Source organism: Neobacillus sp. NRS-1170 (assembly GCF_050468025.1).
The window spans coordinates 16,302-41,457 of the sequence record NZ_JBITPF010000100.1; the positions used below are offsets into that span (position 1 = coordinate 16,302).

Sequence of the window (25,156 nt, forward strand, 5' to 3'; positions counted from 1 at the left end):
TTTATTTTGAAAGGCCTTTTTTGCTGGTCTAATTGGAGTGACGGCAGTGGATATAAAATTAATGGATATTGTCGGCAGACGTTCGTACAACTGTGACATTCTTTTTCGTGTTATTGATTTTCGAAAAATAAATGACCAGAAATTTGCGATCCTTTACGGGGAAGATTTTCGCATCGTAGCAGATGCTCCATATAATGATTTGGTTGTCATCAACCAAACCGAGAGATTAAAGCTCACAAAAGAATATAGGACACTTGAAGAACAGTCACTAAGACTTTTTACGCAGGATGTTGATTTACTGAAACAAAGACAAGAATATCATGCAACAGGCGGATATGTGAAACCAAGCAATTATTTTCAGATCCCAGGCAAAGTCCTGCATTTAGATGGAGATCCCTCCTATCTAAAAAAATGTATGACTCTGTACGAAAAAATCGGAGTCCCTGTTTTAGGCATCCATTGCAATGAAAAGGAAATGCCGAATAAAATCGGTGAATTAATGGATTATTACCGGCCGGATATTCTCGTCATCACCGGTCATGACGCCTACTCAAAGGCAAAAGGAAAAATGAACGATATCAACGCCTACCGGCATTCAAGGCACTTTGCCCAAGCCGTTAGGGAGGCAAGGAAAAAAGTCCCTCATCTAGATCAACTGGTTATCTTTGCGGGTGCATGCCAATCACACTTTGAATCCCTGATTCATGCAGGGGCAAACTTCGCCAGCTCTCCCACAAGAGTCAATATACACGCACTTGATCCAGTGTACATCGTTGCCAAAGTAAGCTTTACCCCGTTTATGGAAAGAATCAACGTGTGGGATGTTTTGCGAAATACATTAACAGGAGATAAGGGGCTGGGCGGCATCGAAACAAAAGGTGTTTTAAGAACAGGTATGCCTTATAGACCAATCCCGGACGAGGATGAAGAAGAAAATCAAGATAATCAAGATACAGAGAAAGTATAAGCCTTTTAATCCCCGGGGCTTATTTTTTTTAATAATGTACACATATTCCATTGACATTAAGGTAACGATAGGAATGTTGAAATTTAGAAGAAAAAGTAGAAGAAAAAATATTGACAAACTTTTTGTCGGACTGATATAATTTATATTTTTGTTTGACAGGACTATGTCAGTGTGTTATACTTTACATAGTGAGGTGGACCGAATGCCAAAAACCTTAGCCGATATTAAAAAGGCTCTTGACACAAATTTAGGGAAAAGATTATTGCTAAAAGCAAATGGCGGACGCAGGAAAACAATTGAACGTTCAGGTGTTTTAGCTGAAACTTACCCATCTGTTTTTGTTATTGAATTAGATCAGGATGAAAATTCATTCGAGCGCGTGTCTTACAGCTATGCGGATGTATTAACAGAAACAGTTCAAATTACATTCTACGATGAAGCAGCAGGACATGTAGCATTAAGTTAGTATATAAGCAATGAGTGGCAGTAAACTTAGGTTTACTGCTTTTTGCTATTATGAAAAACCATTTTTCCCCCCATACTAATAATGCTGCAGCTGGAAAGGGGTTGTTTAGATGGGCAGAAGAAGAGGGATTATGTCAAGCCAATTTAAAGAAGAGCTTGCAAAAGACCTTGGTTTCTATGATGTTGTTCAAAAAGATGGTTGGGGCGGCATCCGGGCAAAGGATGCAGGGAATATGGTTAAACGCGCCATAGAGCTTGCAGAAGCACAGTTGGCCGGCAGAGGCCGTCAGTCTTAAACCTAACAAACGCACTTCCGCTTGTAATTTAAACGAATCACTGCTGCAGCAGGGCCAGGGGGATATTTTCCTCTGGCCTTTAAATTTCACCATATAACCCCAATGCGCTTGCGCTTTACTAGTCGTTTTGTGGTAAAATGGACAAAATGTGGATTGCGGAATATTGCACTATATAGAAGTAGGTGGACCTATTGAAGCTTTTAGTCAAAGCACCGGCTAAAATCAATTTAGCACTAGATGTTTTACATAAACGTTCCGACGGCTATCACGAGGTTGAAATGATCATGACGACCATTGATTTAGCCGATAGGGTGGAACTGACCTTATTAAATAAAGATCAAATACATATTCTTTCCCATAATCGCTATGTACCGGATGATCAGCGAAATTTAGCCTATCAAGCAGCACAGCTGTTAAAGACACGTTTCCAGGTGAAAAAAGGTGTCATGATCGCCATTGAAAAAACCATTCCTGTTGCGGCTGGACTTGCGGGCGGGAGCAGTGATGCTGCCGCTACTTTGCGGGGCTTGAATAAGCTATGGGATCTCGGCTTATCACTAGATGAATTAGCAGAGCTCGGGAGCGAAATTGGTTCAGATGTATCCTTTTGTGTTTATGGGGGCACAGCATTAGCGAAAGGCAGAGGAGAAATGATTACCGAACTTCCGCCGCCGCCGACATGCTGGGTGATTCTCGCAAAACCCTTTATCGGAGTTTCGACGGCAGAGGTTTATCGACGCTTAGATATCAACAGAATGAGCCATCCCGATATCGGACAAATGGTCGGGGCGATTAATAGCCGTGATTATCAAAGGGTTTGTCAAAATGTAGGGAATGTGTTAGAGGATGTTACCTTAAATCTTCATCCTGAAGTGGCGCAAATAAAGGAGCAAATGAAGCGTTTTGGAGCGGACGCTGTCTTAATGAGCGGCAGCGGGCCAACCGTTTTTGGAATTGTCCAGCATGATTCGAGAATGCACCGAATCTATAACGGCCTTCGAGGCTTCTGTGACCAGGTATTCGCAGTTCGTATGCTTGGAGAACGGCATTCACTTGATTAAATCCGAACATTATTGGTATTTTTATGGCAAACACTTGATTAAATACGTACAATAATGATATCCTCTAATTAGAATATTCGGCTTTTGGGGGTTTGTTATGAAATTTCGCCGCAGTGAACGTTTGATTGATATGACCAACTATTTATTGGACCATCCTCGTCAATTAGTACCGCTAACGTATTTTGCCGAGCGCTATGCTTCGGCTAAGTCTTCCATCAGTGAGGATTTAGCTATCGTCAAGGAAACCTTTGAACAAAGAGGAATCGGAACACTGCAAACAGTGCCCGGAGCCGCTGGCGGGGTTAAATTTATTGTGAAAATTAGTAAAGAAGAAGCACAGCCATTCATGAATGAGCTTTGTGACTTAATTGCCAATCCTGATAGGCTCTTGCCTGGAGGGTATTTATATTTAACGGATATTTTGGGAAATCCTTCCATCGTGCAGCAAGCCGGACGAATTATTGCCTCAGCCTATGCGGAAGCCAAAATTGATGTGGTGATGACCGTTGCCACTAAAGGAATTCCGCTGGCCTACGCAGTAGCCAGTCAATTGAATGTTCCGGTAGTTATTGTCCGAAGGGACAGTAAAGTTACTGAAGGGCCAACCGTCAGTATTAATTATGTGTCTGGGTCAGCCAAGCGAATCCAAACCATGGTTCTCTCAAAGCGAAGCATGAAGGAAGGGTCGCGCGTTCTTATTGTTGATGATTTTATGAAGGCAGGCGGCACTGTCATGGGGATGATCAGTATCATTGAAGAATTCAATTCCCAAGTCGCCGGTATTGCTGTTTTAGTGGAAGCGGAAAAAATTGAAGAGCGGTTAGTTGATGAATATATATCGCTTGTCCAACTTTCTGATGTGGATGTAAAAGAAAAAAAGATTAATGTTCAAATAGGGAATTATTTTAATAAACAGGGGGAGATCGTATGAAAGTAGTTCAAACGAATCAAGCGCCGGCAGCCATCGGGCCATATTCTCAAGGAATCATTGTCAACAATTTATTTTACAGTTCAGGACAAATTCCGCTAACAGCAGAAGGGACACTGGTGACTGGAGACATTAAAGAACAAACCCATCAGGTTTTCCGCAATTTGCAGGCTGTGCTTGAAGAAGCAGGAGCATCCTTTGAAACCGTCGTAAAAGCTACTGTATTTATTAAAAATATGGATGAGTTCACGGCAGTTAATGAAGTATATGGGGAATATTTCTCCACGCATAAACCGGCCCGGTCCTGTGTTGAGGTTGCCCGTTTGCCAAAAGATGTGTTGGTTGAGATTGAAGTAGTTGCGCTCGTGAAATAGACGAGCGTTTTTTTTGTATCTAATTTTACAAAAGTTCACAATTTCGTCCTAATTTTTTAAAAAAATTTTGAAAATAAAGAAGGAATAAGCAAATTATTTGTTGAATTTATTTAATTAGCTTTTTATCTTTAGGAAAAGGGTGTGAGCACATGGAAGTAACTGACGTAAGATTACGCCGGGTTAATACGGATGGAAGAATGAGAGCGATTGCATCAATCACATTGGACAATGAATTTGTTGTTCATGACATTCGTGTTATTGACGGGAACAACGGTTTATTTGTAGCTATGCCAAGTAAACGTACTCCTGATGGAGAATTTCGTGATATTGCGCATCCAATCAATTCAGGAACACGCGGTAAAATCCAAGAAGCTGTATTGGCTGAGTACCACCGTTTAGGTGAATTGGAAGTAGAATTTGAAGAAGCCGGAGCTTCCTAAGGATTATTACAACTAGGGCCTTTCTTCTAAGTAAGGCTCTTTTTTATTGTTTTCAAAAACCCACGAAACGATCTTCTGTCCTCTACTAAAAAAACTCAAAATTACAACAATAGACACATATCCTTCATTCCTTGAAAAGCCGCCCCATTTACGTTAATATTTTTAGTGGATAAAAAGGTTACATTGGAGGACTTGAACATGCCCAATCGTTATGCTGTGATTTTGGCCGCAGGACAAGGAACGCGGATGAAATCTAAGCTTTATAAAGTATTACACCCAGTTTGCGGTAAACCGATGGTCGAGCATGTGGTTGACCATGTGGAAAAGCTGAATGTCCAGGAAATGGTCACCATCATTGGACATGGAGCGGAAATGGTGAAAGCACAGTTAGGCGGCAGGAGTCATTATGCGCTTCAGGAGCAGCAATTAGGTACAGCCCATGCCGTTATGCAGGCTGCAAGCATGCTGGAAGGAAAAGAAGGCGTTACCATCGTTGTGTGCGGTGATACCCCGTTAATTAAGGCTGAAACGATGGAGTCCTTGTTTAAACACCATGAAGAATTAGCGGCCAAAGCAACGATCCTTACAGCTAGAATTGACGACCCAACAGGATATGGCCGAATCATTCGGAATGAAAAAGGCCTTGTCGAGAAAATTGTCGAACATAAAGATGCTACGGAAGATGAGCGTAAAGTAAATGAAATCAATACAGGGACCTACTGTTTTGACAATGCTGCTCTCTTTGAAGCATTAAAAAATGTTTCTAATGACAATGTACAAGGAGAATACTATTTACCAGATGTCATTGAAATCCTGAAAAACCAAGGTGAAATTGTTACAGCCTTTCAAACGGAGACAATCGAAGAAACGCTTGGCGTCAATGACCGGGTTGCCTTGTCGGAAGCAGAGCGAATTATGCGAACTCGTCTGAATGAGATGCATATGCGCAATGGGGTGACAATCATAGATCCTGCCAACACCTACATTGGAACGGATGTTGAAATCGGTCAGGATACCATTATTTATCCTGGCACTATTTTAACAGGAAAAACCTTTATTGGTGCGGAATGTCAAATTGGTCCAAACACAGAAATTGACACGTGTGAAATTGGGGATGAAACTGTCATCCGTCAATCAGCTGCCTTTAAAAGCGCGATTGGTTCCCACGTCAATATTGGACCATTTGCTCACATTCGCCCTGATTCAAATATTAATGATGATGTGAAAATCGGAAACTTCGTCGAAATTAAGAAGGCTGTATTCGGAAAAGGAAGCAAAGCCTCACACTTAAGCTATATCGGCGATGCCGAAGTCGGCAGTGATGTAAACATCGGCTGCGGCTCGATTACAGTGAATTACGATGGCAAAAATAAATATTTAACCAAAATTGAAGATGGAGTCTTTATTGGCTGCAACTCCAATCTTGTTGCCCCTGTCACGATTGGAAAAGGAGCATATGTAGCTGCAGGATCCACGATTACAAAAGACGTACCTGGCGAGGCTTTATCCATTGCCCGTGCTAAACAAGTGAATAAAGAAAATTACGTTGCAAAGCTTAACTTAAAGAAATAAGCGAATGATTTCAGGAGGGCCCTCATGTCAAATCAATATTTAGATCCAAATTTAAAGGTATTCAGTTTAAATTCAAATCTCCCGCTTGCAAGAGAAATTGCTAAAGTAATCGGTGTCGAGCTTGGAAAGAGCTCGGTAACAAGATTCAGTGATGGAGAAATTCAAATCAATATCGAAGAAAGTATCCGCGGCTGTGATGTATATGTCATTCAGTCAACCAGTTCACCAGTTAATGAAAATATCATGGAATTATTAATCATGATTGATGCCCTAAAAAGAGCATCAGCGAAAACAATTAATATCGTAATGCCTTATTATGGCTATGCACGTCAGGATCGTAAAGCACGCTCCCGCGAGCCAATCACGGCGAAACTTGTTGCAAACCTGCTTGAGACAGCTGGTGCAACTCGTGTCCTTTGCTTAGATTTACACGCACCACAAATTCAAGGCTTCTTCGACATTCCGATTGATCACTTGATGGGTGTGCCTATTTTAGCAGATTATTTTTCAAATAAAGAATTAAACGGTGATATTGTTGTTGTTTCACCGGACCATGGCGGGGTTACAAGAGCCAGAAAAATGGCTGAACGTCTAAAAGCACCGATTGCAATTATTGACAAGCGCCGTCCAAGACCGAATGTGGCTGAGGTTATGAATATCGTTGGTAATATTGAAGGGAAAGTAGCGATATTAATTGATGATATCATTGATACCGCAGGAACGATCACATTGGCAGCTAACGCATTAGTAGAGAATGGTGCATTGGAAGTATATGCATGCTGTACACACCCTGTCCTTTCAGGCCCAGCAATTGAAAGAATCCAAAATTCAAAAATTAAGGAATTAGTGGTGACTAACTCTATTGCCTTGCCAGAAGAGAAAAAGACCGATAAAATCATTAATTTATCTGTCGCACCGTTAATTGGGGAAGCGATTATCCGCATCCACGAAGAACAATCTGTAAGTACCCTATTTGATTAATAGGCCATAATTAGGATCTGACTTTTTGGGTCAGGTCCTTCTTCGCTATAAGTGTTATTTTTTGCAAAAAAATGTTTAGTCCTTCCTATTTTGGGGCAATTTTATATAGAATGTTTTATTCAAAATAGGAAGGTGACAATACATGAGTACTGTTTTACAGGCAAAAGAGCGGAAAGAGCTCCGCCATTCAGCATTAAGAAAAATCAGAGATAATGGGAACATTCCTGCGGTCATCTATGGAGCAAGAGTGGATAGCAAGCCGGTCTATGTCAGTTCAGCTGATTTAACGAAGACAATCCGCGCTGTCGGCCGTAATGGGGTCATTTCACTTGATGTTGAGGGCAGCAAACAGGATGTTATCTTAACCGATTATCAAGAGGATTTTATTAAAAAGGAAATTCTTCATGTTGATTTCTTAGCCGTAGATAAATCATCCAAGATCAACGTTAATGTAAGACTTGCTCTTGTAGGCGAAGCAATCGGAGTAAAGGATGGCGGTGTCCTTCAGCAGCCGCTTCATGAAATTTCAATCACGGCAACCCCTGATAATATTCCACAGCAAATTGAAGTCGATATCACGAACCTTCAGGTCGGCGAAAACATAACTGTTGGCGATATTCCATCGGGAGGTGGTTTCAGCATTAACCACGAGGATGAAGAAGTCGTTGCGTCTATCCTGCCGCCTAAGGCCGAAGAGGAAATTAATGCTGGGGAGCAGCAAGAAGGCGGCCACCCTGATAATGAAGAAGGAAGAGAAACCACTCCAGTTGGAGAAGAATAGAAAGAAAGACGTAACCTATCCTTGGTTACGTCTTTATCGCATTTCCATAGAAAATATATTATATTATGGGAGATAGCTATGTTCCGAAATTTTTTTAAAAGGTTGGCTAAACCAAAAGAGGAGGGACCACCTATGAAATTAATTGTTGGTTTAGGAAACCCGGGGAAACAGTATGACCAAACAAGGCATAATATCGGTTTTGAAGTCATTGATGCCTTATCAAGCCAAATGAATATACCGCTTAATCAATCCAAATTTAAAGGATTATATGGGATTGGTTTTCATAAAGGAGAAAAGATTCTTCTCTTAAAACCTCTTACATACATGAATTTATCTGGAGAGTCGATCAGAGCTGTAATGGACTATTACCAAATCGAGTTAGAGGATCTGCTAGTTATTTATGATGATCTCGATTTGCCCGTCGGAAAAATCAGGCTGCGTCAAAAAGGAAGCCCTGGCGGACATAACGGAATTAAATCAACTGTGGCCCATTTGGGCACGCAGCAGTTCAACCGGATTCGAATTGGAATTGACCGCCCTGAGCCGGGAATGAGCGTGCCGGATTATGTTTTAGGACGTTTCCGTCAGGATGAAAGGCCTTTGACACAGGAGGCAGTGAAAAAAAGTTCTGAAGCCTGCGAAGTGTGGCTCGAGAAGCCTTTCTTACAGGTGATGAATGAATATAATCAGTAAGTATTCATGATACGAGCCAATATGTCATAGAATAAAATGCATAAGAAACTAGTTGAATAAGTTCCTCCTATCAGGTTAATACTAGAAGTGAATCGTAGATTAGGGAGGGACATGTGTGGCCATCCATTACCATTGTCGGCATTGTGGTACGAACCTTGGTTCCATTGATAAAGCATCTATACACTCAGAATCCCTTGGTCTTCATAAATTAACGGATCAGGAAAGAATTGATATGATTGCATATGATTCATCTGGCGATATTCATATCACGGCCATCTGTGAGGACTGCCAGGAGGCTTTAGAACGGAATCCAGACTACCATCAATACGATTACCTTATTCATTAACCAGCTTTGGATGCTACTCCAAAGCGTTTTTCTATTTATATTTTTCTATTATATTAATTTGATAAATGTCTAGCTACAGCGCCTAGGGGCTCGAGGTCATAAGCCAATCCGTCGAGAAGGTTAAAAAGCAACCTTCCCGCCGGCTCGTCTTATGCTTGTCGCCCCTGGTCAAGGCGCTTTCGCTTTTCGTTAAGAAGGGAGGAGAAACCTTGAACGGTTTAAAGTCATTATTCCTGAAGCAGGAAGATGTACACTCCATCATCGCCGGTGTGCAAGAGGGCTTAAGGGAACAGTTGATAGCCGGATTATCAGGTTCATCCAGGACGGTTCTTACGGCTGCGGTCTATGAACAATTGAAACGGCCGATTATGCTCGTTACCCACAATCTATTACAAGCCCAGAAACTCTATGATGATATTGTAAATCTATTAAGTGAGAAAGAAGTGTTTCTTTTTCCAGCTAATGAATTGATTGCCGCTGAAATGAGCATTGCGAGTCCAGAATTAAAGGCGCAGCGGATTGAGGCCTTGAATCACTGGAGCAAGCAGCAGAAAGGCATATTAATTGTCCCGATTTCCGGGTTAAAGAAAATCCTTCCACCCAAGTCGTTATGGAAGGGATACCAGCTATCTTTAAAAATAGGCGAAGATTTAAATATTGATAAAATGTTAAATACCTTTGTCCAAATGGGCTATGTTCGGGCTGAAATGGTCACGACACCAGGGGAATTCAGCGTTAGAGGCGGAATTATTGATATCTATCCGCTTACCGAAACGAATCCGCTCCGAATTGAATTATTTGATACAGAGGTAGATTCGATTCGCTATTTCTCCTTGGAGGATCAGCGTTCCAAAGAGAAGGTTTCGGAGATTCTGATTGGTCCGGCAACGGAGGTATTGCTAGAAGCAGAAGATTATAGCCGGATTATCGGCAAATTGGAAGATGGTTTATCCAAAAGCCTTAAAAAATTAAAAGATGATAAAGCAAAAATCCAGTTATCGCAAAATATCAGTTTCGAACTGGAGCAATTGAAAAATGGCCATAAGCCTGATCAAGTCTTTAAATACCTCTCGCTGGCATATGACAGGCCTAATAGTTTACTAGACTACCTTCCAAGTAATGGATTGGTATTTATTGATGAAATCAGCAGGGTTCAAGAGATGAACGACTCCCTTGTTAAAGAGGAGGCTGAATGGTACACCTCTCTGCTTAGTGAAGGTCAAATCATTCATGATTTACATATCTCCCATGATTTGCAGTCGATGCTGCAAAAAAAGGATTTTCCAATCCTGTACATGTCCCTGTTTTTACGGCATGTAGCCAATACTAGTCCGCAGAATATTATTAATATCTCTTGCAAGCAAATGCAAAACTTTCATGGACAAATGCATGTATTAAAGGCAGAGATTGAGCGTTGGAAAAAAGGCAATTATTCTATTTTATTTTTAGGACCGGACGAAGAACGGGTCAAAAAGCTTGAGCGGGTGTTAGAGGATTATGAAATTGATGCCAGCATTATAAAGGGAGATCAGCAGCTGCTCCCTGGCAAAGTTCAGATTATGAAAGGGAACCTGCAATCAGGTTTTGAGCTTTCAATTCAAAAAATTGCTGTCATCACAGAAGAAGAGCTGTTTAACAAACGGGTGAAAAAGTCTGCCAGCCGTCAAAAGCTATCAAATGCTGAAAGAATTAAAAGTTACTCCGAGCTTAGAATTGGCGATTATGTTGTTCACGTCAATCACGGAATTGGCAAGTACTTAGGAATTGAAACACTGGTCATTAACGGAATTCATAAGGATTATCTCCATATTCGTTATCAGGGGACCGATAAACTCTATGTTCCGGTTGAACAAATTGATCAGGTCATGAAGTATGTAGGCTCAGAAGGAAAAGAGCCAAAAATCTATAAACTGGGCGGCACTGATTGGAAAAAGGTCAAGAAAAAGGTTCAATCTTCGGTTCAGGATATCGCCGACGATTTAATTAAGCTGTATGCTGAACGGGAATCGGCCGTTGGCTATGCTTTTACACCGGATGGGGATATGCAGAGAGAATTTGAAACCTCCTTTGCGTATCAAGAAACGGAAGATCAATTACGCTCGATTCATGAAATTAAAAAGGATATGGAACGGTCGCGGCCAATGGACCGCTTATTGTGCGGCGATGTTGGTTATGGAAAAACAGAGGTCGCCATCCGTTCCGCTTTTAAGGCGATAGCTGATGGCAAGCAGGTTGCGTTCCTTGTGCCGACAACGATTTTGGCGCAGCAGCATTTTGAAACCCTCCGTGAAAGATTTCAAGATTACCCGATCAATATTGGCCTGTTAAGCCGTTTCCGCTCGAAAAAGCAACAGACAGATACCATAAAAAGCCTAAAGGCTGGCACATGTGACATTGTCGTCGGAACCCACCGCTTGTTATCAAAGGATATTGTCTATCGAGATTTAGGGCTGTTAATTATCGATGAGGAACAACGATTTGGTGTTACCCATAAGGAAAAAATTAAGAAGTTAAAAACCAATGTCGATGTCCTTACGTTAACGGCAACGCCAATTCCAAGGACGCTGCATATGTCAATGCTTGGTGTCCGCGACTTATCAGTCATCGAGACGCCGCCGGAGAATCGATTCCCTGTCCAGACATATGTCATGGAGTACAATGGATCATTGGTCAGAGAAGCAATCGAAAGAGAGCTAGCCCGCGACGGACAAGTCTACTTTTTATACAACCGGGTAGAAGACATTGAACGGAAGGCAGAGGAAATTTCCATGCTTGTCCCGGATGCGCGTGTAACCTATGCACATGGCCAGATGACGGAAAATGAATTGGAATCGGTGATGATTAGTTTCTTAGCCGGGGAATTTGATGTGCTCGTTAGTACGACGATTATTGAAACAGGGGTCGATATTCCAAATGTGAATACGCTGATTGTCTTTGATGCCGACCGCATGGGGCTATCCCAGCTTTATCAGCTGCGCGGCCGTGTTGGCAGGTCAAACCGCGTTGCCTATGCCTATTTTACCTACCGCAAGGATAAGGTGCTAACGGAAGTGGCCGAGAAACGCCTGCAAGCAATCAAGGAATTTACTGAATTAGGTTCGGGCTTTAAAATCGCAATGCGTGATTTATCCATCCGCGGGGCCGGTAATTTATTAGGAGCCCAGCAGCATGGCTTCATTGATTCCGTTGGGTTTGACTTATATTCGCAAATGCTGAAGGAAGCGATTGAAGAGCGCAAAGGTGACCTAGTTTCCGCCGAGGTAAAAACAAATGTGGAAATCGATCTTGAGATTGATGCTTACATTCCGGATACGTATATTAAGGATGGCCATCAAAAGATAGAGATGTATAAGCGGTTTAGGGGCGCCCAGGCGCTTGAGGATATTGAAGAGCTCCAGTCAGAAATGCTGGACCGTTTCGGCGAATATCCGGATGAGGTTTCTTACCTTTTCCAAATTGCTGAAATGAAGATCTATGCTGCACTAAGCGGAATCGAGCAAATTAAGCAGATAAAACAAGATGTAACCATATTAATCAACGAAAAGGTTACCAACACCATTGATGGAAGCAAGCTTTTCAGAATCGCCAATCAATTCGGCCGGAATGTCACACCGGGAATGGAAGGCCAAAAATTAAAAATAATGATTAAGACGAAAGAATATGAAACTGCCGAGTGGCTGAACATTGCCTTTGAAATGATAAAAGCGATTCCAACTGCTAAAAGAGAACAGGAAAATCCGGTGAATTAAAAAGAGTCCTCATGAATTGTTCATGAGGACAAAAATCATGATGAAGAAGCAGAACTTGTCCTCATGGAGCGTTCATGAGGACAAAAAATCATGATGAAGAAGCAGAATCTGTCCTCATAAAACACTTGGAAACCCAAACCTTCAAAAATTCCCCTAAATCAGGACCTATTTTTACCATTCAATACAATTTCTCTTATTCTCATCCCATTCTCTTGGGAAAATTTCCTGTAAATGTGAAATTTATATGTCGATTGTGTATAGAACTTTCCAGTTGAAAGATACTAAGTTCAAAGTTGGTGATGATTGCTATTAAAGGAAACACAGTCAATCACCAAGTTGAAAAATCATCAGATGAAAGTGAGGCAACATTGGATGAAAGCAACTGGAATAGTTCGTCGAATCGATGATTTGGGTCGTGTTGTAATTCCTAAAGAAATACGCAGAACCTTACGTATCCGTGAAGGGGATCCGTTAGAGATTTTCGTTGATCGGGATGGGGAAGTCATATTAAAGAAATATTCACCTATCAGCGAATTAAGCGATTTTGCCAAAGAATATGCAGAAGCCCTATTTGATAGCCTCGGTAACCCAATTTTAATTTGTGATAGAGACGCCTTCATTGCAGTAGCAGGCGGTTCCAAAAAGGATTATTTAAATAAAAATATTAGTGATTTAGTTGAAAAAACAATGGAAGAACGTAATTCAGTCCTAGTTAACCAGCAAGGTGAAATTGCTTTAGCCGATGGTAATGATGAAACTGTATCATCGTATACCATTGGACCGATTATTGCAAATGGAGATCCAATTGGAGCGGTCATTATCTACTCCAAAGAAGGCTCCCTTGGTGAAGTAGAACAAAAAGCTGTAGAAACAGCGGCAGGATTCCTGGCAAGACAAATGGAGTCATAATATTTTTATTTAAAAAGGCAGCATTGGCTGTCTTTTTTATTTAGCGATAAAACAAGTAACACTGTGCTATAATAACCTCGAGTTTACATAGTAGGTGAAATAATGCAGATGTCTTCAAATCCATCAAAAACCTTATTTAGAGGGGCCCTAATCTTAACCATTGCAGCCATCATAACCAAAATATTAAGCGCTTTTTACCGGATTCCATTTCAAAACATTGTCGGCGATATTGGTTTTTACATATACCAGCAAGTATACCCGTTTTATGGGATCGCCATGGTCCTGTCAACTACAGGCTTTCCAGTAGTGATCTCGAAGCTTTATGCAGAACAAAAAGCAAAAGGGGACGATGAAAAATCCCGGCTCCTTCTGCTTGTATCGTTTATTTATTTACAGTTATTCGGCTTTGTCTGCTTCCTTGTTCTTTATTTAGGGGCGAACCAAATCGCCTTATGGATGAATGATCCTCATTTATCCATCTTATTAAGGGTTGTCGCGATTGTTTTTTTAACCTTTCCATTTGTTTCGCTCCTCAGGGGTTATTATCAAGGAATCGGCGACATGGTGCCGACAGCTCTATCCCAGGTAGGAGAACAAACAACCAGGGTACTTACAATTATCCTTTTATCCTATTTGTTTATGCAAAAGGGATACTCTCTTTACCTTGTTGGCGGAGGAGCAATGTTTGGCTCTATTACCGGGAGTCTGATTTCAGCCATTATCCTGTTTATGTTTTTATGGATTCGTAAAGAATGGAAATGGATAGCGCCCAAAAAGGCAATATTCCAAAGTTATACTGAAGATGCAAAAAGGATTTTTAAGTCGCTGCTTTTTCAGGGTCTGACCATCTGCTTGAGCGGAATGCTGCTAATTTTCCTCCAATTAGGCGATTCTTTGAATCTGTTTTCTTTACTTACTTCTAGTGGAATCGAACAGGATATCGCAAAAGGCTTAAAAGGAGTATTTGACCGCGGTCAGCCTTTAATTCAGTTAGGAACAACCGTGGCTACCGCGATGTCCTTAACATTGGTTCCCTTGATTACACAGGAGCGAATGGCGCACAAACCACAATTTTTACATCATAAAATAAAGCTGGCCATCAAGGTCAGCATCGTCATCGGTCTTGGCGCTTCTGCCGGTTTATGGGCCATCATTGAACCGACGAACACCATGCTGTTTGAGAATGAAGCGGGTTCAGCTGTCTTGGGAATTCTAGGATTTGTGATTTTGTTTACTTCGATTATTTTAACGCTCATTGCCATTATGCAGGGGTTGGGAAATCTTATTTTTCCGGCATTAGTTGTCCTAACTGCATTTCCAATGAAGTATTTCCTTAATATTATTTTCGTCCCGAAGTTTGCAACAATGGGAGCGGCACTTTCTTCCTTGATTACCTTAGCCATTATAAGCGTTCTATTGTTTATGAGATTAAAAAAAATGGTCAAAATCCCGTTGTTTAACTCTCATTTTTTAGGGACTGTGCTAGCGGCAACAGTTCTGATGGTTCTTTTTTTAAAGGGCTATTTAATTGTATCAGGTTTTATTATCAGCCCATTGGACTTGGGCAGGATAGGTGCTGCTTTTCAAGCAATCAGCTCTGCCAGTTTCGGAGGCTTGCTGTTTTTACTAATTATCATTAGAGGAAATGTGTTTCTTGAAGAAGAACTCTCCTTATTTCCATTGGGAAGTAAGCTCCTCCATTTAATGGCTCGAAAGGATAGAAGATAAAATGGTAAAAAAAATTGAAATTTTAGGCTTAGGGGCAGGCGACATAGAACAGCTGCCAATGGGGATTTATAAAAAATTAATGAATGCCAGCCATCTCTTTTTAAGAACAAAAGAACATCGCGTAGTAAACGAATTAGAAAAAGAAGGGATGAACTATTCTTCCTTTGATTCCGTTTATGAAAAACATGATCAATTTGAGTCGGTATACCAAGAAATCGCAAAGACTCTTTTGGAAAAGGCACAAACGGAAGACATTATTTATGCGGTTCCAGGCCATCCGCTTGTCGCAGAGCAAACCGTTCAGCTTCTTTTAGAAAACGGACCAAAACAAGGTGTAGAAATTATCATCGGCGGCGGACAAAGCTTTATTGATGCCATATTTGCTTCGTTAAAAATTGACCCGGTTGAAGGATTTCAGCTGCTTGACGGGACGATGCTCCGGGCCAGTCAGCTGAATTTGACCCAGCACATGATGATTAGCCAAGTTTATGATCAATTTGTCGCCTCTGATGTGAAATTAACCTTAATGGAAAAATTGCCTGATGATTATGAGATTTGGATTGTGACGGCAGCAGGCAGCAAAGAGGAAGTCATTGAAAAGGTCCCGCTGTATGAGCTTGACCGAAATGTATCGCTAAATAATCTCACCTCTGTCTATGTCCCTCCTGTAAAGGATGAACAAATCTTGTGGAAAAATTTCTCCAAGCTGCGTGAGATTATTGCTGAATTAAGAGGGCCGGAGGGCTGCCCTTGGGATAAGGAACAAACCCATGAATCCCTGAAAAAGTACTTAATTGAAGAAACCTATGAAGTCATCGAGGCAATCAACAACGAAGATATCGACCATCTTGTTGAGGAACTTGGAGATGTTCTCCTTCAAGTGATGCTTCATGCCCAAATTGGTGAGGATGACGGTTATTTTTCCATCGATGATGTAATTGAAGGACTTTCTGCAAAAATGGTCCGCAGGCATCCCCATGTGTTTGGTAATGCAAAAGCAGACAATGCTGAAGAAGTAGTCCAAAACTGGCAAGAAATTAAAAGGCAGGAAAAAGGTGAAACACGGTCAACAATATTGGAAGGTGTTTCAAAATCACTGCCAAACTTGCTCCGGGCTTATGAACTGCAAAAGAAAGCTGCCAAGGTTGGTTTTGACTGGCAGGAAATTACTCCTGCTTTGGAGAAAGTGAAGGAAGAGCTTGAGGAATTTGTGCAAGAATTAAATGGAACTGAAGAAAGCAGAGAGCTAGCCAAAAAGGAATTTGGTGATTTATTATTTGCATTTGTTAATGTAGCAAGATTTTTAAAGATTCATCCTGAAGAAGCCCTTTTTGAAACGAACGAAAAGTTCACGCGCCGGTTTCAATATGTCGAAGAAATGGTGGAAAAGAGCGGCCGGGCGTTTGAAGATCACACGCTAGAAGAGCTGGATCAGTACTGGGATGAAGCAAAGTTAAAAGGATTATAGAACGGGGGACGAAGCATGCGTCTAGATAAGTTTTTAAAAGTTTCAAGATTAATAAAAAGAAGAACATTAGCTAAAGAGGTATCCGACCAAGGCAGAATTGAAGTAAATGGGAAAGAAGCTAAGGCCAGTACCACGGTCAAGGTGGGCGATGAATTAACGATTCGCCTCGGGCAAAGAAAGGTCACCGCCAGAATTGACCGGATTCAGGAAACCACTCGTAAGGATGAGGCGGCTGAGATGTATACAATCATAAATGAGGAACGGATGGGTTCATTAGAAAATCCACTAGATTAATGAAAGTTCTAATTTCCTCTATCCCCACATAAAAATGTACAAAAAGGTTGTACAAATGATTGTGAGGGATGAAGGATGAGCCAATATTATGATAGCAATCCACAAAAGAGCAGTGTTCCTGAGCATGATGTGATTATGCGGGGAAGAAAGTTGCTTGATATTACCGGCGTTAAACAAGTAGAAAGCTTTGATAATGAGGAATTTTTATTAGAAACGTCGATGGGTTTTTTAGCCATTAAAGGGCAAAACCTGCAAATGAAGAATCTTGATGTCGAAAAGGGCATTGTCTCCATCAAGGGGAAGGTTTTTGATTTAGTATACTTAGATGAGCAGCACGGGGAGAAAGCTAAAGGCTTCTTTAGCAAGTTATTCCGATGACCCTTTCGACGCAATTTTTAACGATGCTTTCGATGATTGGAATGGGGTCGCTGTTTGGCGCCATGTTTGATACGTATCAGCGTTTTTTAAACCGCCCCAAACAAAAACGCTGGATTGTTTTTTTGAATGATCTATTATTTTGGATGATTCAAGCGGTGATTATTTTTTATACTCTCTTCCTCGTTAATAATGGAGAATTACGATTTTATATCTTTATTGCCCTAATTTGTGGCTTCGCAGCCTATCAAAGCTTGTTTAAGGGGATTTATCTCCGTTTACTTGAGTTTTTTATTAAAACGATTATTGCTATTGCCAAATTTATCAAAAAAACCTTTCATCTCCTTGTGTATAAACCAGTCGTCGGTTTAATCCAACTGGTCATCATCATACTTCTTTTTATTGGCAGGGGGCTTTTAACCCTTGTCAAATTTATTTTTAAGGTTTTATTGTCCATCGTTAAAATCCTTCTCACTATTATCCAAAAGATATTATTAATTTTTTGGAAACTTTTGCCGAAAAGTCTTAAAAAATCCGTCGAGAAGTTATATAATAGAACGGCAGGAAAATTAAAGGAAATCGGGAATTATATTGTAAAGTGGATAGATAAGTGGAATAGATGGAAAAAGAAAAAAGAGTAAAGGGGGAAGGGAATGGGAACGCCAGCCCAAAGAAATGTATCCAAGATTCAGACAACCTATGTTGCCCAGCAGGAGTACGCGGAAATTGCCTCGGCTAGGAAAAAGAAGCAGGTTATAAGACGTCTTTCAGTGTTTTTCGTTTTTGCCAGCTTACTATCATACCTGATGATTTCCAGTTTTCTTTCCCAAACCACTAAGCTCGAGGCCAAAATAGCACAAAAAAAACAGGTGGACAACCAGCTTGCTGATTTAAAAAAAGAACGGAATAGTTTAAAACAAGAAATTATTAATTTAAATGATGATGACTACATTGCTAAATTTGCCAGGAAAGAGTTCTTTTTCTCTAAGGAAAATGAAGTCATCTTTACCATCCCAGATGAAAACAAGGAAAAATGAACCAATGTTTAGTCATATTGACACTCAATTTTTTCTTTCTGTATAATATAGAGTAAGATTGATTTTTTAAATTATTAAGGAGGAACATTCTTTTTATGTCAATTGAAGTAGGCAGCAAGTTACAGGGAAAGGTAACAGGGATTACAAATTTCGGAGCGTTTGTGGAGCTGCCGGATGGCTCAACAGGACTCGTCCACATCAGTGAGGTTGCTGACAACTATGTAAAAGATATTAACGACCATCTTAAAGTTGGCGACCAAGTTGAGGTAAAAGTCATCAATGTTGAGAAGGATGGAAAGATTGGCCTATCCATTAAAAAAGCAAAGGATAGACCTGAACAGCCGGAAAGAGAGAGAAGACAGCACTCACATTCGCAACGTCCTCGTCAAGGTAGATCAAACGATCGTAACAATGCTAGACCAGAAAACTTTGAAACAAAAATGGCAAAATTCTTAAAAGATAGTGAGGATCGTTTATCTTCCTTAAAGCGCCACACGGAGTCCAAGCGTGGAGGAAGAGGAGCTAGACGGGGTTAACTTGCTGCTCGCTTTTATCGGAAAAAGCAGGTTCCACTAAATATCTAATAGATCAAGACATGTCCTAGAGGACTTGTCTTTTTTGTTTTAAAAAATGTCTAAATTTAATCATTCTGTTGATTGGAGCGGAAGGCTCCCCAGACCACCCTAAGGTGCGCGAAGTGTCTGGAGCGGAAATCAACAGACAAATTTAACAAACCATTTGTTTTTACGACATTAATTGATTAAAAATAGTGAAAACCGTCGAACGATTTTCCATATTCTGTTCATTATTTTGACAAACTTTTAAATCTAGCAAATTTATAATAGACTCCAACGATGAATTAGTAGGGAGTGTGATTTATGGAAAAGCTGGAGCGGAGTTTAATAGAACCAATCGGAGAAGTCAACCTTCATTCATCAAAGTGGGACCCTGGGGTTGGAGTCAAAAAAGTTCAATTATTACTAGAATCCTTTTTTATAAAGAAAGGTTTTCTATTATTATTAGTAGGGTTTTTGCTAGGAAGGGCGCTGATCCTTGCGAAATTAACCCCATTTACCCTTCCATTTTTTGCCTCTGTCTATTTAATTAGAAGGGATCGGGCACCGCTTGCCTTAATTGGGCTGATCGCAGGAGCAGCCACCCTTTCTTTAGCTAATGCAGCCTCAGCCTTTGCAATCTCAATCCTTTTTCTAGTCATCTATCGGGTCAGCAGGAAATGGCTGAAAAATGAAATGAGGGCCTTGCCGCTTTTTGTCGGTATTATTTTAGGAATTGGAAAATTAGCAGAAAGCTTCATCCTCTCACAGCAATTGACCTTATATGATGCGATGATGGTCGGTGTCCAGGCAAGCCTTGCCTTTATTTTAACGCTAATCTTCTTACAAAGTATCCCGCTCTTAACCTTAAATAAACGCAGACAATTATTAAAGACAGAAGAAATCGTCTGCCTCATCATCATGCTTGCATCGATTATGACGGGAACAATTGGCTGGAAGCTATATGATTTGTCGATAGAGCATATTATGTCGCGTTATTTGGTATTAGTCTTTTCCTTTATAGCAGGGGCAACTATCGGCTCAACCGTTGGGGTCGTAACAGGATTAATTTTCAGCCTTGCAAGCGTATCGAGCTTTTATCATATGAGTTTACTGGCCTTTTCTGGTGTTCTGAGCGGTTTATTGAAGGAAGGGAAAAAAATTGGTGTTTCGATTGGCTTATTTATTTCTACTCTATTAATCGGTATGTACGGAGAAGGCGGCGGTTCGATTACACTGACGGTTTTAGAAACGTCAGCGGCAGTATTATTATTTCTGCTAACTCCACAAAGTCTTACCTCAAGATTAGCGAAATATATTCCGGGAACACCTGAATATACGGCAGAACAGCAAAAATATATGCGCAAAATGCGTGATGTTACCGCACAGCGGGTTTCGCAGTTTTCAAGTCTATTTCATACACTGTCAAACAGTTTTTCACAAACAGAAATATTACCGAACGAAGATTATGACCAGCGTGAAATGGATTATTTTATGAGTAATGTAACAGAAAAAACGTGCCAAACCTGCTTTAAGAAGGAACAATGCTGGGCAAAAAACTTTGCGGGAACTTATTCTTATATGGAAGAAATTATCCATGAAATGGACCAAAACGATGGCAATGTCTCTTTAAAGCTATCAAAGGAATGGGAAAAAATATGTTCCCGTCCGAAAAGGGTATATGAAACCATTGGACAGGAGTTAACGTTTTTTCAAGCCAATCAAAAATTAAAAAAGCAGGTGCATGAATCCAGAAAGCTTGTAGCCGACCAATTGCTGGGTGTATCTGAAGTGATGGATAATTTCGCTAAGGAAATTCAGCGAGAAAGGGAAAATCATTATAAACAGGAAGAACAAATTATGGAAGCGCTTCAAGGATTCGGAATTCATATTGAGCAAGTGGAGATTTATAGCCTGGAGCCAGGGAATGTCGATATTGAAATGAGTGTCCCATTCTGCAATGGGCACGGTGAATGTGAAAAGCTGATTGCCCCGATGCTATCAGATATTCTAGCAGAAACAATTATCGTCAATAAGGAGGAATGTGCCACATATCCAAATGAGTTCTGTTACGTTACCTTTAGGTCGTCAAAGGCTTATACAGTTGAAACGGGGGTAGCCCATGCGGCCAAGGATGGCGGCTTAGTCTCTGGTGATAGTTATTCAACCATTGAACTCGGCTTCGGGAAATTTGCTATTGCAATCAGTGATGGCATGGGAAATGGGGAGAGAGCCCATTATGAAAGTAAAGAAACGCTGCAGCTATTACAAAAGATTCTCCAGTCAGGTATTGATGAAAAGGTGGCTATCAAATCGATCAATTCAATCCTTTCACTAAGAACAACGGATGAAATTTTTTCCACCCTAGATTTAGCGATGATTGATTTAAAAAATGCTGCCGCTAAATTCCTTAAAATTGGTTCGACACCAAGCTTTATTAAAAGGGGCAATAAAATTATTAAGATTCAAGCGAGCAATCTGCCAATTGGGATACTTCAGGAATTTGAAGTGGATGTTGTCAGCGAGCAATTAAAAGCAGGCGATTTGTTAATTATGATGAGCGATGGGGTGTTCGAGGGGCCAAAGCATGTTGAAAATTATGATTTATGGATGAAACGGAAATTACATGAATTAGAAACAGAAGATCCGCAAGAAGTAGCCGATTTAATTATGGAGGAAGTGATTCGCTCAAGAGCAGGAGTTATCGCAGACGATATGACGGTGACCGTTGCAAAAATACAACATAATACCCCAAAATGGGCATCTATCCCGGTTTATAAAAAAAGAAAGCATGCATAAATGTTTATTTTATGCATGACCTTCCTAAATTATGTATAAATCACCCCCACACGGTCGAAAATGGTACCAATACATGTAGTGGAGGGAGAAGGTTATGTATACAGGGAAAATCCGGCAAATCTTGTTGATCACGGATGGATGCTCCAATCAAGGAGACGATCCAGTAGCGATGGCCGCACTCGCCAAAGAGCAAGGAATTACCGTAAATGTCATTGGTGTGATGGAGCATGATGTTATTGATGAAAAAGGTATGACCGAAATTGACGGGATTGCGATGTCAGGCGGAGGTGTCAGCCAAATAGTCTATGCCCAGCAGCTTTCGCAAACCGTGCAAATGGTTACACGAAAAGCGATGAATCAAACGATTCAAGGTGTAGTCAATCGCGAGCTCCAACAGATTTTGGGCCGTTCGCAAACAATGGAAGACCTGCCACCTGAAAAACGCGGTGAGGTCATGGAGGTTGTCGATGAATTAGGGGAAACTGTCGAATTAGAAGTGTTGGTTCTTGTCGACACAAGTGCAAGTATGAAGCATAAACTAGAAACGGTAAAAGAAGCGCTGTTAGACCTTTCGCTTAGCTTAAATGCCCGGACGGGAGAAAACCAATTTTCTGTTTATGTATTTCCCGGGAAAAAGAACGATGTCGAAAAATTGTTGGATTGGACGCCAAAACTACAATCTTTGACAAGCATCTTTTCGCAGTTATCAACCGGAGGGATTACCCCTACAGGCCCAGCCTTACGTACCGCCCTTTCTGCTTTCAGTCAAAAACGTTCATTAAGGAGTCTGCTTGCACGTGATGATGAATCATTCTTTGAAGAATCAATGTAAAGTCAGTCCCGGAACCGTCATTTCAGGAAAATGGCATGGAAATAAATACTCGATTATAAAGGAACTAGGATTTGGAGCAAACGGGGTTGTCTACCTTGCAAAAAACAATAACACTCAAGTAGCGTTAAAAATGAGTGATAATGGCATGTCGATCACCTCTGAGGTTAATGTTTTAAAATCCTTTGCAAAGGTCCAGGGGCCCTCATCCCTCGGGCCTTCTTTGCTTGATGTAGATGATTGGCAAACGAGTGGCGGGCGCATTTCCTTTTATGTAATGGAATATATTCACGGCCCTGATTTTCTTTCTTTTTTACAACAAAAGGGGAAATCATGGACGACCGTTTTGTTTTTGCAGCTTCTCAATGATTTAGATACCCTGCATGAAAACGGCTGGGTTTTCGGTGATTTAAAACCTGAAAATTTAATTGTCACTGGACCGCCTCCCAAAATTAGATGTATTGATGTGGGGGGAACGACTATCCAAGGCAGAGCAATTAAGGAATTCACTGAGTTTTATGACCGAGGCTATTGGGGGTTGGGCGGTAGAAAGGCGGAACGCTCTTATGACTTATTCTCCGTCGCCATGATCATGATCAACACTGCCTATCCAAAACGTTTTACCAAAACAACGGGTGGAATCGTTCAGTTAAGAGAGGCGATTCGCCAAAAGTCAGAGTTAATTCCCTTTGAAAAAGTAATGTTAAAAGCACTGCAGGGGCATTATACAACTGCCAAACAAATGCGCACGGACTTATTAGATTTACTGAACGATCATCCAAGTTCTAATCCGAAACAAAGCCCACAAAAGGCACACACCACGGTCCAGTCGAAGCCATCACAGGGAGGTCCGCCAGTTTCAAGGCGCCATTATCGGAAAAAGAAGAAAAAGAACGGCTGGATTGAATTTTTTGTGATCGCGGCGGTATTAGCCGTTTTATATAGCGGATATATTTTTTTAAAATTACTATAAAACTTGAAACCATTTTGAAGGTTATTCGTATTAAAATGAAGAAAATATTTCTATATGAATAGTAAAGCCTAAATTTTGATAGTTCCTTCGTTATAGTGGTATGCTATTGATATTCTCATCTTATTTTAATAAGGAAGTTTTTTATATGTTAGAAACAAAGGTCACGGCCTTTCTTGAACGCCTTTCTTTCAAACTGAACAATAAAAAAATTGTCGTTGGTGTATCAGGCGGGCCTGATTCTTTAGCATTACTTCACTTCTTGCTGGGGGAAAGAGATAAAAAGAATCTTTCCATTGTAGCAGCCCATGTTGACCATATGTTCCGCGGTCAGGAATCCTATGAGGACGCGATGTTCGTCCAAAACTTTTGTGAACAAAATCAGGTCCCCTTTGAAATGGCCCGAATTAATGTTCCAAAAATCATGGAAGCTTCTGGGATGAGCTCACAGCTTGCAGCAAGAGAAGCGCGATATGATTTTTACTTAAGTACTATGGAAAAATATGATTTCCCTTTTTTAGCCCTAGGTCATCATGGGGATGACCAAATCGAAACGATGCTGATGCGGGCAACAAGAGGAAGTACGGGGATGGCACGAGCAGGAATTCCTTTCTCTCGCCCGTTTCATAAAGGCCGAATCTTTCGCCCATTTTTGTGCTTGTCAAAGGATGAGATTTGGAACTATTGTAAATCCAATGAGCTTACACCAAGGATGGATCCGAGTAATGAAAAAGGGGTTTATAGCAGGAATCGATTCCGTATGCAAGTTCTCCCGTTTTTGAAAACGGAAAATCCCCATGTGCATGAGAATTTTCAACGATTTAGTGAAGATTTACAATCTGATGAAACTTATCTTCTGGAATTAACAGAAAGACACATGAATACAGTAGTGAAAATAAGGGAAAAGAGCAAAATAACCATTGACGTTAACCAGTTTCTAGAAGTGCCTTTACCTTTACAAAGAAGAGGGATTCAACTAATATTAAACTATCTTTACATGGGAAAATCGGCTGATCTTTCTGCTGTACATATCGAGCAAGTATTTCACTTAATTCGTCATCGTGAACCTTCAGGTAAACTTGATTTTCCGGGTGGTTTAAAAGTGATTCGCTCCTATCATCAATTATCCTTTCAATTTCAAGCGGATCAGGTTGAACCATATTTTTTTGAAGTAAACGAGCCAGGAACGATTTTGCTGCCAAGTAAAGAGAGTATTAGGATAGAACGCGCTAACAGCGAAATTCCCTCTAACAAGCCGTACATGGCCTTCTTTAAAGAGGAAAAATTGAAATGGCCGATTATCATTCGGACGCGGCGCATTGGCGACCGGATGACATTAAAAGGAATGCAGGGCTCGAAAAAGCTAAAGGATATTTTTATCGATCGAAAAATTCCTGTTCATGACCGCGATAACTGGCCGGTGATAACGGACAGTGAGGGAAATATTATTTGGCTTCCAGGTCTGAAAAAATCATCATTTGAAGGCATAGATTCAGCAGCAAGGCAATATATACTACTCACATATTATAAGTAATGATCT

General features: G+C 40.7%; 25 protein-coding genes. All 25 read left to right on the forward strand.

Annotation, left to right across the window (positions count from 1 at the left end):
- Positions 1-46: 46 nt before the first annotated feature.
- A complete protein-coding gene (gene yabG / locus ACIFOT_RS31070; protein ID WP_430072520.1) occupies positions 47-967 on the forward strand; it encodes a sporulation peptidase YabG in 921 nt (306 codons plus the stop codon).
- A gap of 202 nt (positions 968-1,169) precedes the next feature.
- Positions 1,170-1,433, forward strand: coding sequence for a biofilm formation stimulator Veg (gene veg, locus ACIFOT_RS31075; RefSeq protein ID WP_205181638.1), 264 nt, complete (start codon positions 1,170-1,172; stop codon positions 1,431-1,433).
- A 109-nt stretch (positions 1,434-1,542) separates the two neighbouring features.
- The gene (locus ACIFOT_RS31080; protein WP_430072522.1) at positions 1,543-1,728 is read left to right on the forward strand and encodes a small, acid-soluble spore protein, alpha/beta type; all 186 of its coding nucleotides are present in this window, start codon (positions 1,543-1,545) and stop codon (positions 1,726-1,728) included.
- 191 nt (positions 1,729-1,919) lie between these two features.
- The gene (ispE, locus tag ACIFOT_RS31085) at positions 1,920-2,789 is read left to right on the forward strand and encodes a 4-(cytidine 5'-diphospho)-2-C-methyl-D-erythritol kinase (RefSeq protein WP_430072525.1); all 870 of its coding nucleotides are present in this window, start codon (positions 1,920-1,922) and stop codon (positions 2,787-2,789) included.
- Positions 2,790-2,886: 97 nt separating this feature from the next.
- The gene (gene purR / locus ACIFOT_RS31090; protein WP_430072528.1) at positions 2,887-3,720 is read left to right on the forward strand and encodes a pur operon repressor; all 834 of its coding nucleotides are present in this window, start codon (positions 2,887-2,889) and stop codon (positions 3,718-3,720) included.
- On the forward strand, positions 3,717-4,091 hold the full coding sequence (gene ridA / locus ACIFOT_RS31095; protein WP_430072531.1) for a 2-iminobutanoate/2-iminopropanoate deaminase: 375 nt from the start codon (positions 3,717-3,719) through the stop codon (positions 4,089-4,091). The genes purR and ridA overlap by 4 nt, the downstream gene beginning before the upstream one ends.
- A 149-nt stretch (positions 4,092-4,240) precedes the next feature.
- Entirely contained in the window at positions 4,241-4,531 is a 291-nt protein-coding gene (spoVG, locus tag ACIFOT_RS31100; protein WP_003347151.1) for a septation regulator SpoVG, read from the forward strand.
- A 198-nt stretch (positions 4,532-4,729) separates the two neighbouring features.
- Positions 4,730-6,103: a bifunctional UDP-N-acetylglucosamine diphosphorylase/glucosamine-1-phosphate N-acetyltransferase GlmU gene (gene glmU / locus ACIFOT_RS31105; RefSeq protein WP_430072534.1), complete on the forward strand. Its 1,374-nt coding sequence runs from the start codon at positions 4,730-4,732 to the stop codon at positions 6,101-6,103.
- A 24-nt stretch (positions 6,104-6,127) separates the two neighbouring features.
- Positions 6,128-7,084, forward strand: coding sequence for a ribose-phosphate diphosphokinase (locus tag ACIFOT_RS31110; protein WP_430072537.1), 957 nt, complete (start codon positions 6,128-6,130; stop codon positions 7,082-7,084).
- Positions 7,085-7,226: 142 nt separating this feature from the next.
- A complete protein-coding gene (locus tag ACIFOT_RS31115; RefSeq protein WP_430072540.1) occupies positions 7,227-7,865 on the forward strand; it encodes a 50S ribosomal protein L25/general stress protein Ctc in 639 nt (212 codons plus the stop codon).
- Positions 7,866-7,997: 132 nt separating this feature from the next.
- Positions 7,998-8,558, forward strand: coding sequence for an aminoacyl-tRNA hydrolase (gene pth / locus ACIFOT_RS31120; protein ID WP_223596383.1), 561 nt, complete (start codon positions 7,998-8,000; stop codon positions 8,556-8,558).
- Between the two features lie 115 nt (positions 8,559-8,673).
- The gene (locus ACIFOT_RS31125) at positions 8,674-8,904 is read left to right on the forward strand and encodes an anti-sigma-F factor Fin family protein (protein ID WP_430072543.1); all 231 of its coding nucleotides are present in this window, start codon (positions 8,674-8,676) and stop codon (positions 8,902-8,904) included.
- A 209-nt stretch (positions 8,905-9,113) separates the two neighbouring features.
- Entirely contained in the window at positions 9,114-12,653 is a 3,540-nt protein-coding gene (gene mfd / locus ACIFOT_RS31130; protein ID WP_430072546.1) for a transcription-repair coupling factor, read from the forward strand.
- A 372-nt stretch (positions 12,654-13,025) separates the two neighbouring features.
- Positions 13,026-13,562 carry a stage V sporulation protein T gene (spoVT, locus tag ACIFOT_RS31135; protein ID WP_317851496.1) on the forward strand — a complete coding sequence of 179 codons (537 nt, stop codon included), beginning with the start codon at positions 13,026-13,028 and terminating at the stop codon, positions 13,560-13,562.
- Between the two features lie 108 nt (positions 13,563-13,670).
- Entirely contained in the window at positions 13,671-15,290 is a 1,620-nt protein-coding gene (locus ACIFOT_RS31140) for a putative polysaccharide biosynthesis protein (RefSeq protein WP_430072548.1), read from the forward strand.
- A gap of 1 nt (position 15,291) precedes the next feature.
- Complete coding sequence (gene mazG, locus ACIFOT_RS31145) at positions 15,292-16,758, forward strand: nucleoside triphosphate pyrophosphohydrolase (protein WP_430072551.1); 1,467 nt, start codon at positions 15,292-15,294, stop codon at positions 16,756-16,758.
- Positions 16,759-16,773: 15 nt separating this feature from the next.
- A complete protein-coding gene (locus ACIFOT_RS31150; RefSeq protein WP_430072554.1) occupies positions 16,774-17,052 on the forward strand; it encodes an RNA-binding S4 domain-containing protein in 279 nt (92 codons plus the stop codon).
- Positions 17,053-17,127: 75 nt separating this feature from the next.
- On the forward strand, positions 17,128-17,430 hold the full coding sequence (gene yabP / locus ACIFOT_RS31155; RefSeq protein WP_430072557.1) for a sporulation protein YabP: 303 nt from the start codon (positions 17,128-17,130) through the stop codon (positions 17,428-17,430).
- Positions 17,427-18,068 (forward strand): spore cortex biosynthesis protein YabQ, encoded by a 642-nt coding sequence (yabQ, locus tag ACIFOT_RS31160; RefSeq protein ID WP_430072559.1) that lies wholly within the window; start codon positions 17,427-17,429, stop codon positions 18,066-18,068. The genes yabP and yabQ overlap by 4 nt, the downstream gene beginning before the upstream one ends.
- Positions 18,069-18,080: 12 nt before the next feature.
- The gene (locus ACIFOT_RS31165) at positions 18,081-18,464 is read left to right on the forward strand and encodes an FtsB family cell division protein (RefSeq protein WP_430072562.1); all 384 of its coding nucleotides are present in this window, start codon (positions 18,081-18,083) and stop codon (positions 18,462-18,464) included.
- A gap of 95 nt (positions 18,465-18,559) precedes the next feature.
- Positions 18,560-19,000, forward strand: coding sequence for a S1 domain-containing RNA-binding protein (locus ACIFOT_RS31170; RefSeq protein WP_223596365.1), 441 nt, complete (start codon positions 18,560-18,562; stop codon positions 18,998-19,000).
- A gap of 342 nt (positions 19,001-19,342) precedes the next feature.
- Positions 19,343-21,817 (forward strand): stage II sporulation protein E, encoded by a 2,475-nt coding sequence (spoIIE, locus tag ACIFOT_RS31175; RefSeq protein ID WP_430072565.1) that lies wholly within the window; start codon positions 19,343-19,345, stop codon positions 21,815-21,817.
- 94 nt (positions 21,818-21,911) lie between these two features.
- Entirely contained in the window at positions 21,912-22,649 is a 738-nt protein-coding gene (locus ACIFOT_RS31180; protein WP_430072568.1) for a VWA domain-containing protein, read from the forward strand.
- Positions 22,618-23,619, forward strand: a complete 1,002-nt coding sequence (locus tag ACIFOT_RS31185; protein WP_430072605.1) for a serine/threonine protein kinase — start codon at positions 22,618-22,620, stop codon at positions 23,617-23,619. Before ACIFOT_RS31180 ends, ACIFOT_RS31185 begins: the two co-directional genes overlap by 32 nt.
- A 145-nt stretch (positions 23,620-23,764) precedes the next feature.
- Positions 23,765-25,150, forward strand: a complete 1,386-nt coding sequence (gene tilS / locus ACIFOT_RS31190; protein WP_430072570.1) for a tRNA lysidine(34) synthetase TilS — start codon at positions 23,765-23,767, stop codon at positions 25,148-25,150.
- Positions 25,151-25,156 lie beyond the last annotated feature (6 nt).

Bases quoted from the DNA above. Each gene is read 5' to 3' on its own strand.
- spoIIE (WP_430072565.1), top strand. From the start codon at position 19,343: ATGGAAAAGCTGGAGCGGAGTTTAATAGAACCAATCGGAGAAGTCAAC.
- veg (WP_205181638.1), top strand. From the start codon at position 1,170: ATGCCAAAAACCTTAGCCGATATTAAAAAGGCTCTTGACACAAATTTA.
- ACIFOT_RS31110 (WP_430072537.1), top strand. From the start codon at position 6,128: ATGTCAAATCAATATTTAGATCCAAATTTAAAGGTATTCAGTTTAAAT.
- spoVT (WP_317851496.1), top strand. From the start codon at position 13,026: ATGAAAGCAACTGGAATAGTTCGTCGAATCGATGATTTGGGTCGTGTT.
- purR (WP_430072528.1), top strand. From the start codon at position 2,887: ATGAAATTTCGCCGCAGTGAACGTTTGATTGATATGACCAACTATTTA.
- ACIFOT_RS31115 (WP_430072540.1), top strand. From the start codon at position 7,227: ATGAGTACTGTTTTACAGGCAAAAGAGCGGAAAGAGCTCCGCCATTCA.
- glmU (WP_430072534.1), top strand. From the start codon at position 4,730: ATGCCCAATCGTTATGCTGTGATTTTGGCCGCAGGACAAGGAACGCGG.
- ACIFOT_RS31140 (WP_430072548.1), top strand. From the start codon at position 13,671: ATGTCTTCAAATCCATCAAAAACCTTATTTAGAGGGGCCCTAATCTTA.
- tilS (WP_430072570.1), top strand. From the start codon at position 23,765: ATGTTAGAAACAAAGGTCACGGCCTTTCTTGAACGCCTTTCTTTCAAA.
- ACIFOT_RS31150 (WP_430072554.1), top strand. From the start codon at position 16,774: ATGCGTCTAGATAAGTTTTTAAAAGTTTCAAGATTAATAAAAAGAAGA.
- ACIFOT_RS31185 (WP_430072605.1), top strand. From the start codon at position 22,618: ATGATGAATCATTCTTTGAAGAATCAATGTAAAGTCAGTCCCGGAACC.
- ACIFOT_RS31080 (WP_430072522.1), top strand. From the start codon at position 1,543: ATGGGCAGAAGAAGAGGGATTATGTCAAGCCAATTTAAAGAAGAGCTT.
- mazG (WP_430072551.1), top strand. From the start codon at position 15,292: ATGGTAAAAAAAATTGAAATTTTAGGCTTAGGGGCAGGCGACATAGAA.
- ACIFOT_RS31170 (WP_223596365.1), top strand. From the start codon at position 18,560: ATGTCAATTGAAGTAGGCAGCAAGTTACAGGGAAAGGTAACAGGGATT.
- yabQ (WP_430072559.1), top strand. From the start codon at position 17,427: ATGACCCTTTCGACGCAATTTTTAACGATGCTTTCGATGATTGGAATG.
- spoVG (WP_003347151.1), top strand. From the start codon at position 4,241: ATGGAAGTAACTGACGTAAGATTACGCCGGGTTAATACGGATGGAAGA.
- ACIFOT_RS31180 (WP_430072568.1), top strand. From the start codon at position 21,912: ATGTATACAGGGAAAATCCGGCAAATCTTGTTGATCACGGATGGATGC.
- pth (WP_223596383.1), top strand. From the start codon at position 7,998: ATGAAATTAATTGTTGGTTTAGGAAACCCGGGGAAACAGTATGACCAA.
- ACIFOT_RS31165 (WP_430072562.1), top strand. From the start codon at position 18,081: ATGGGAACGCCAGCCCAAAGAAATGTATCCAAGATTCAGACAACCTAT.
- yabP (WP_430072557.1), top strand. From the start codon at position 17,128: ATGAGCCAATATTATGATAGCAATCCACAAAAGAGCAGTGTTCCTGAG.
- ridA (WP_430072531.1), top strand. From the start codon at position 3,717: ATGAAAGTAGTTCAAACGAATCAAGCGCCGGCAGCCATCGGGCCATAT.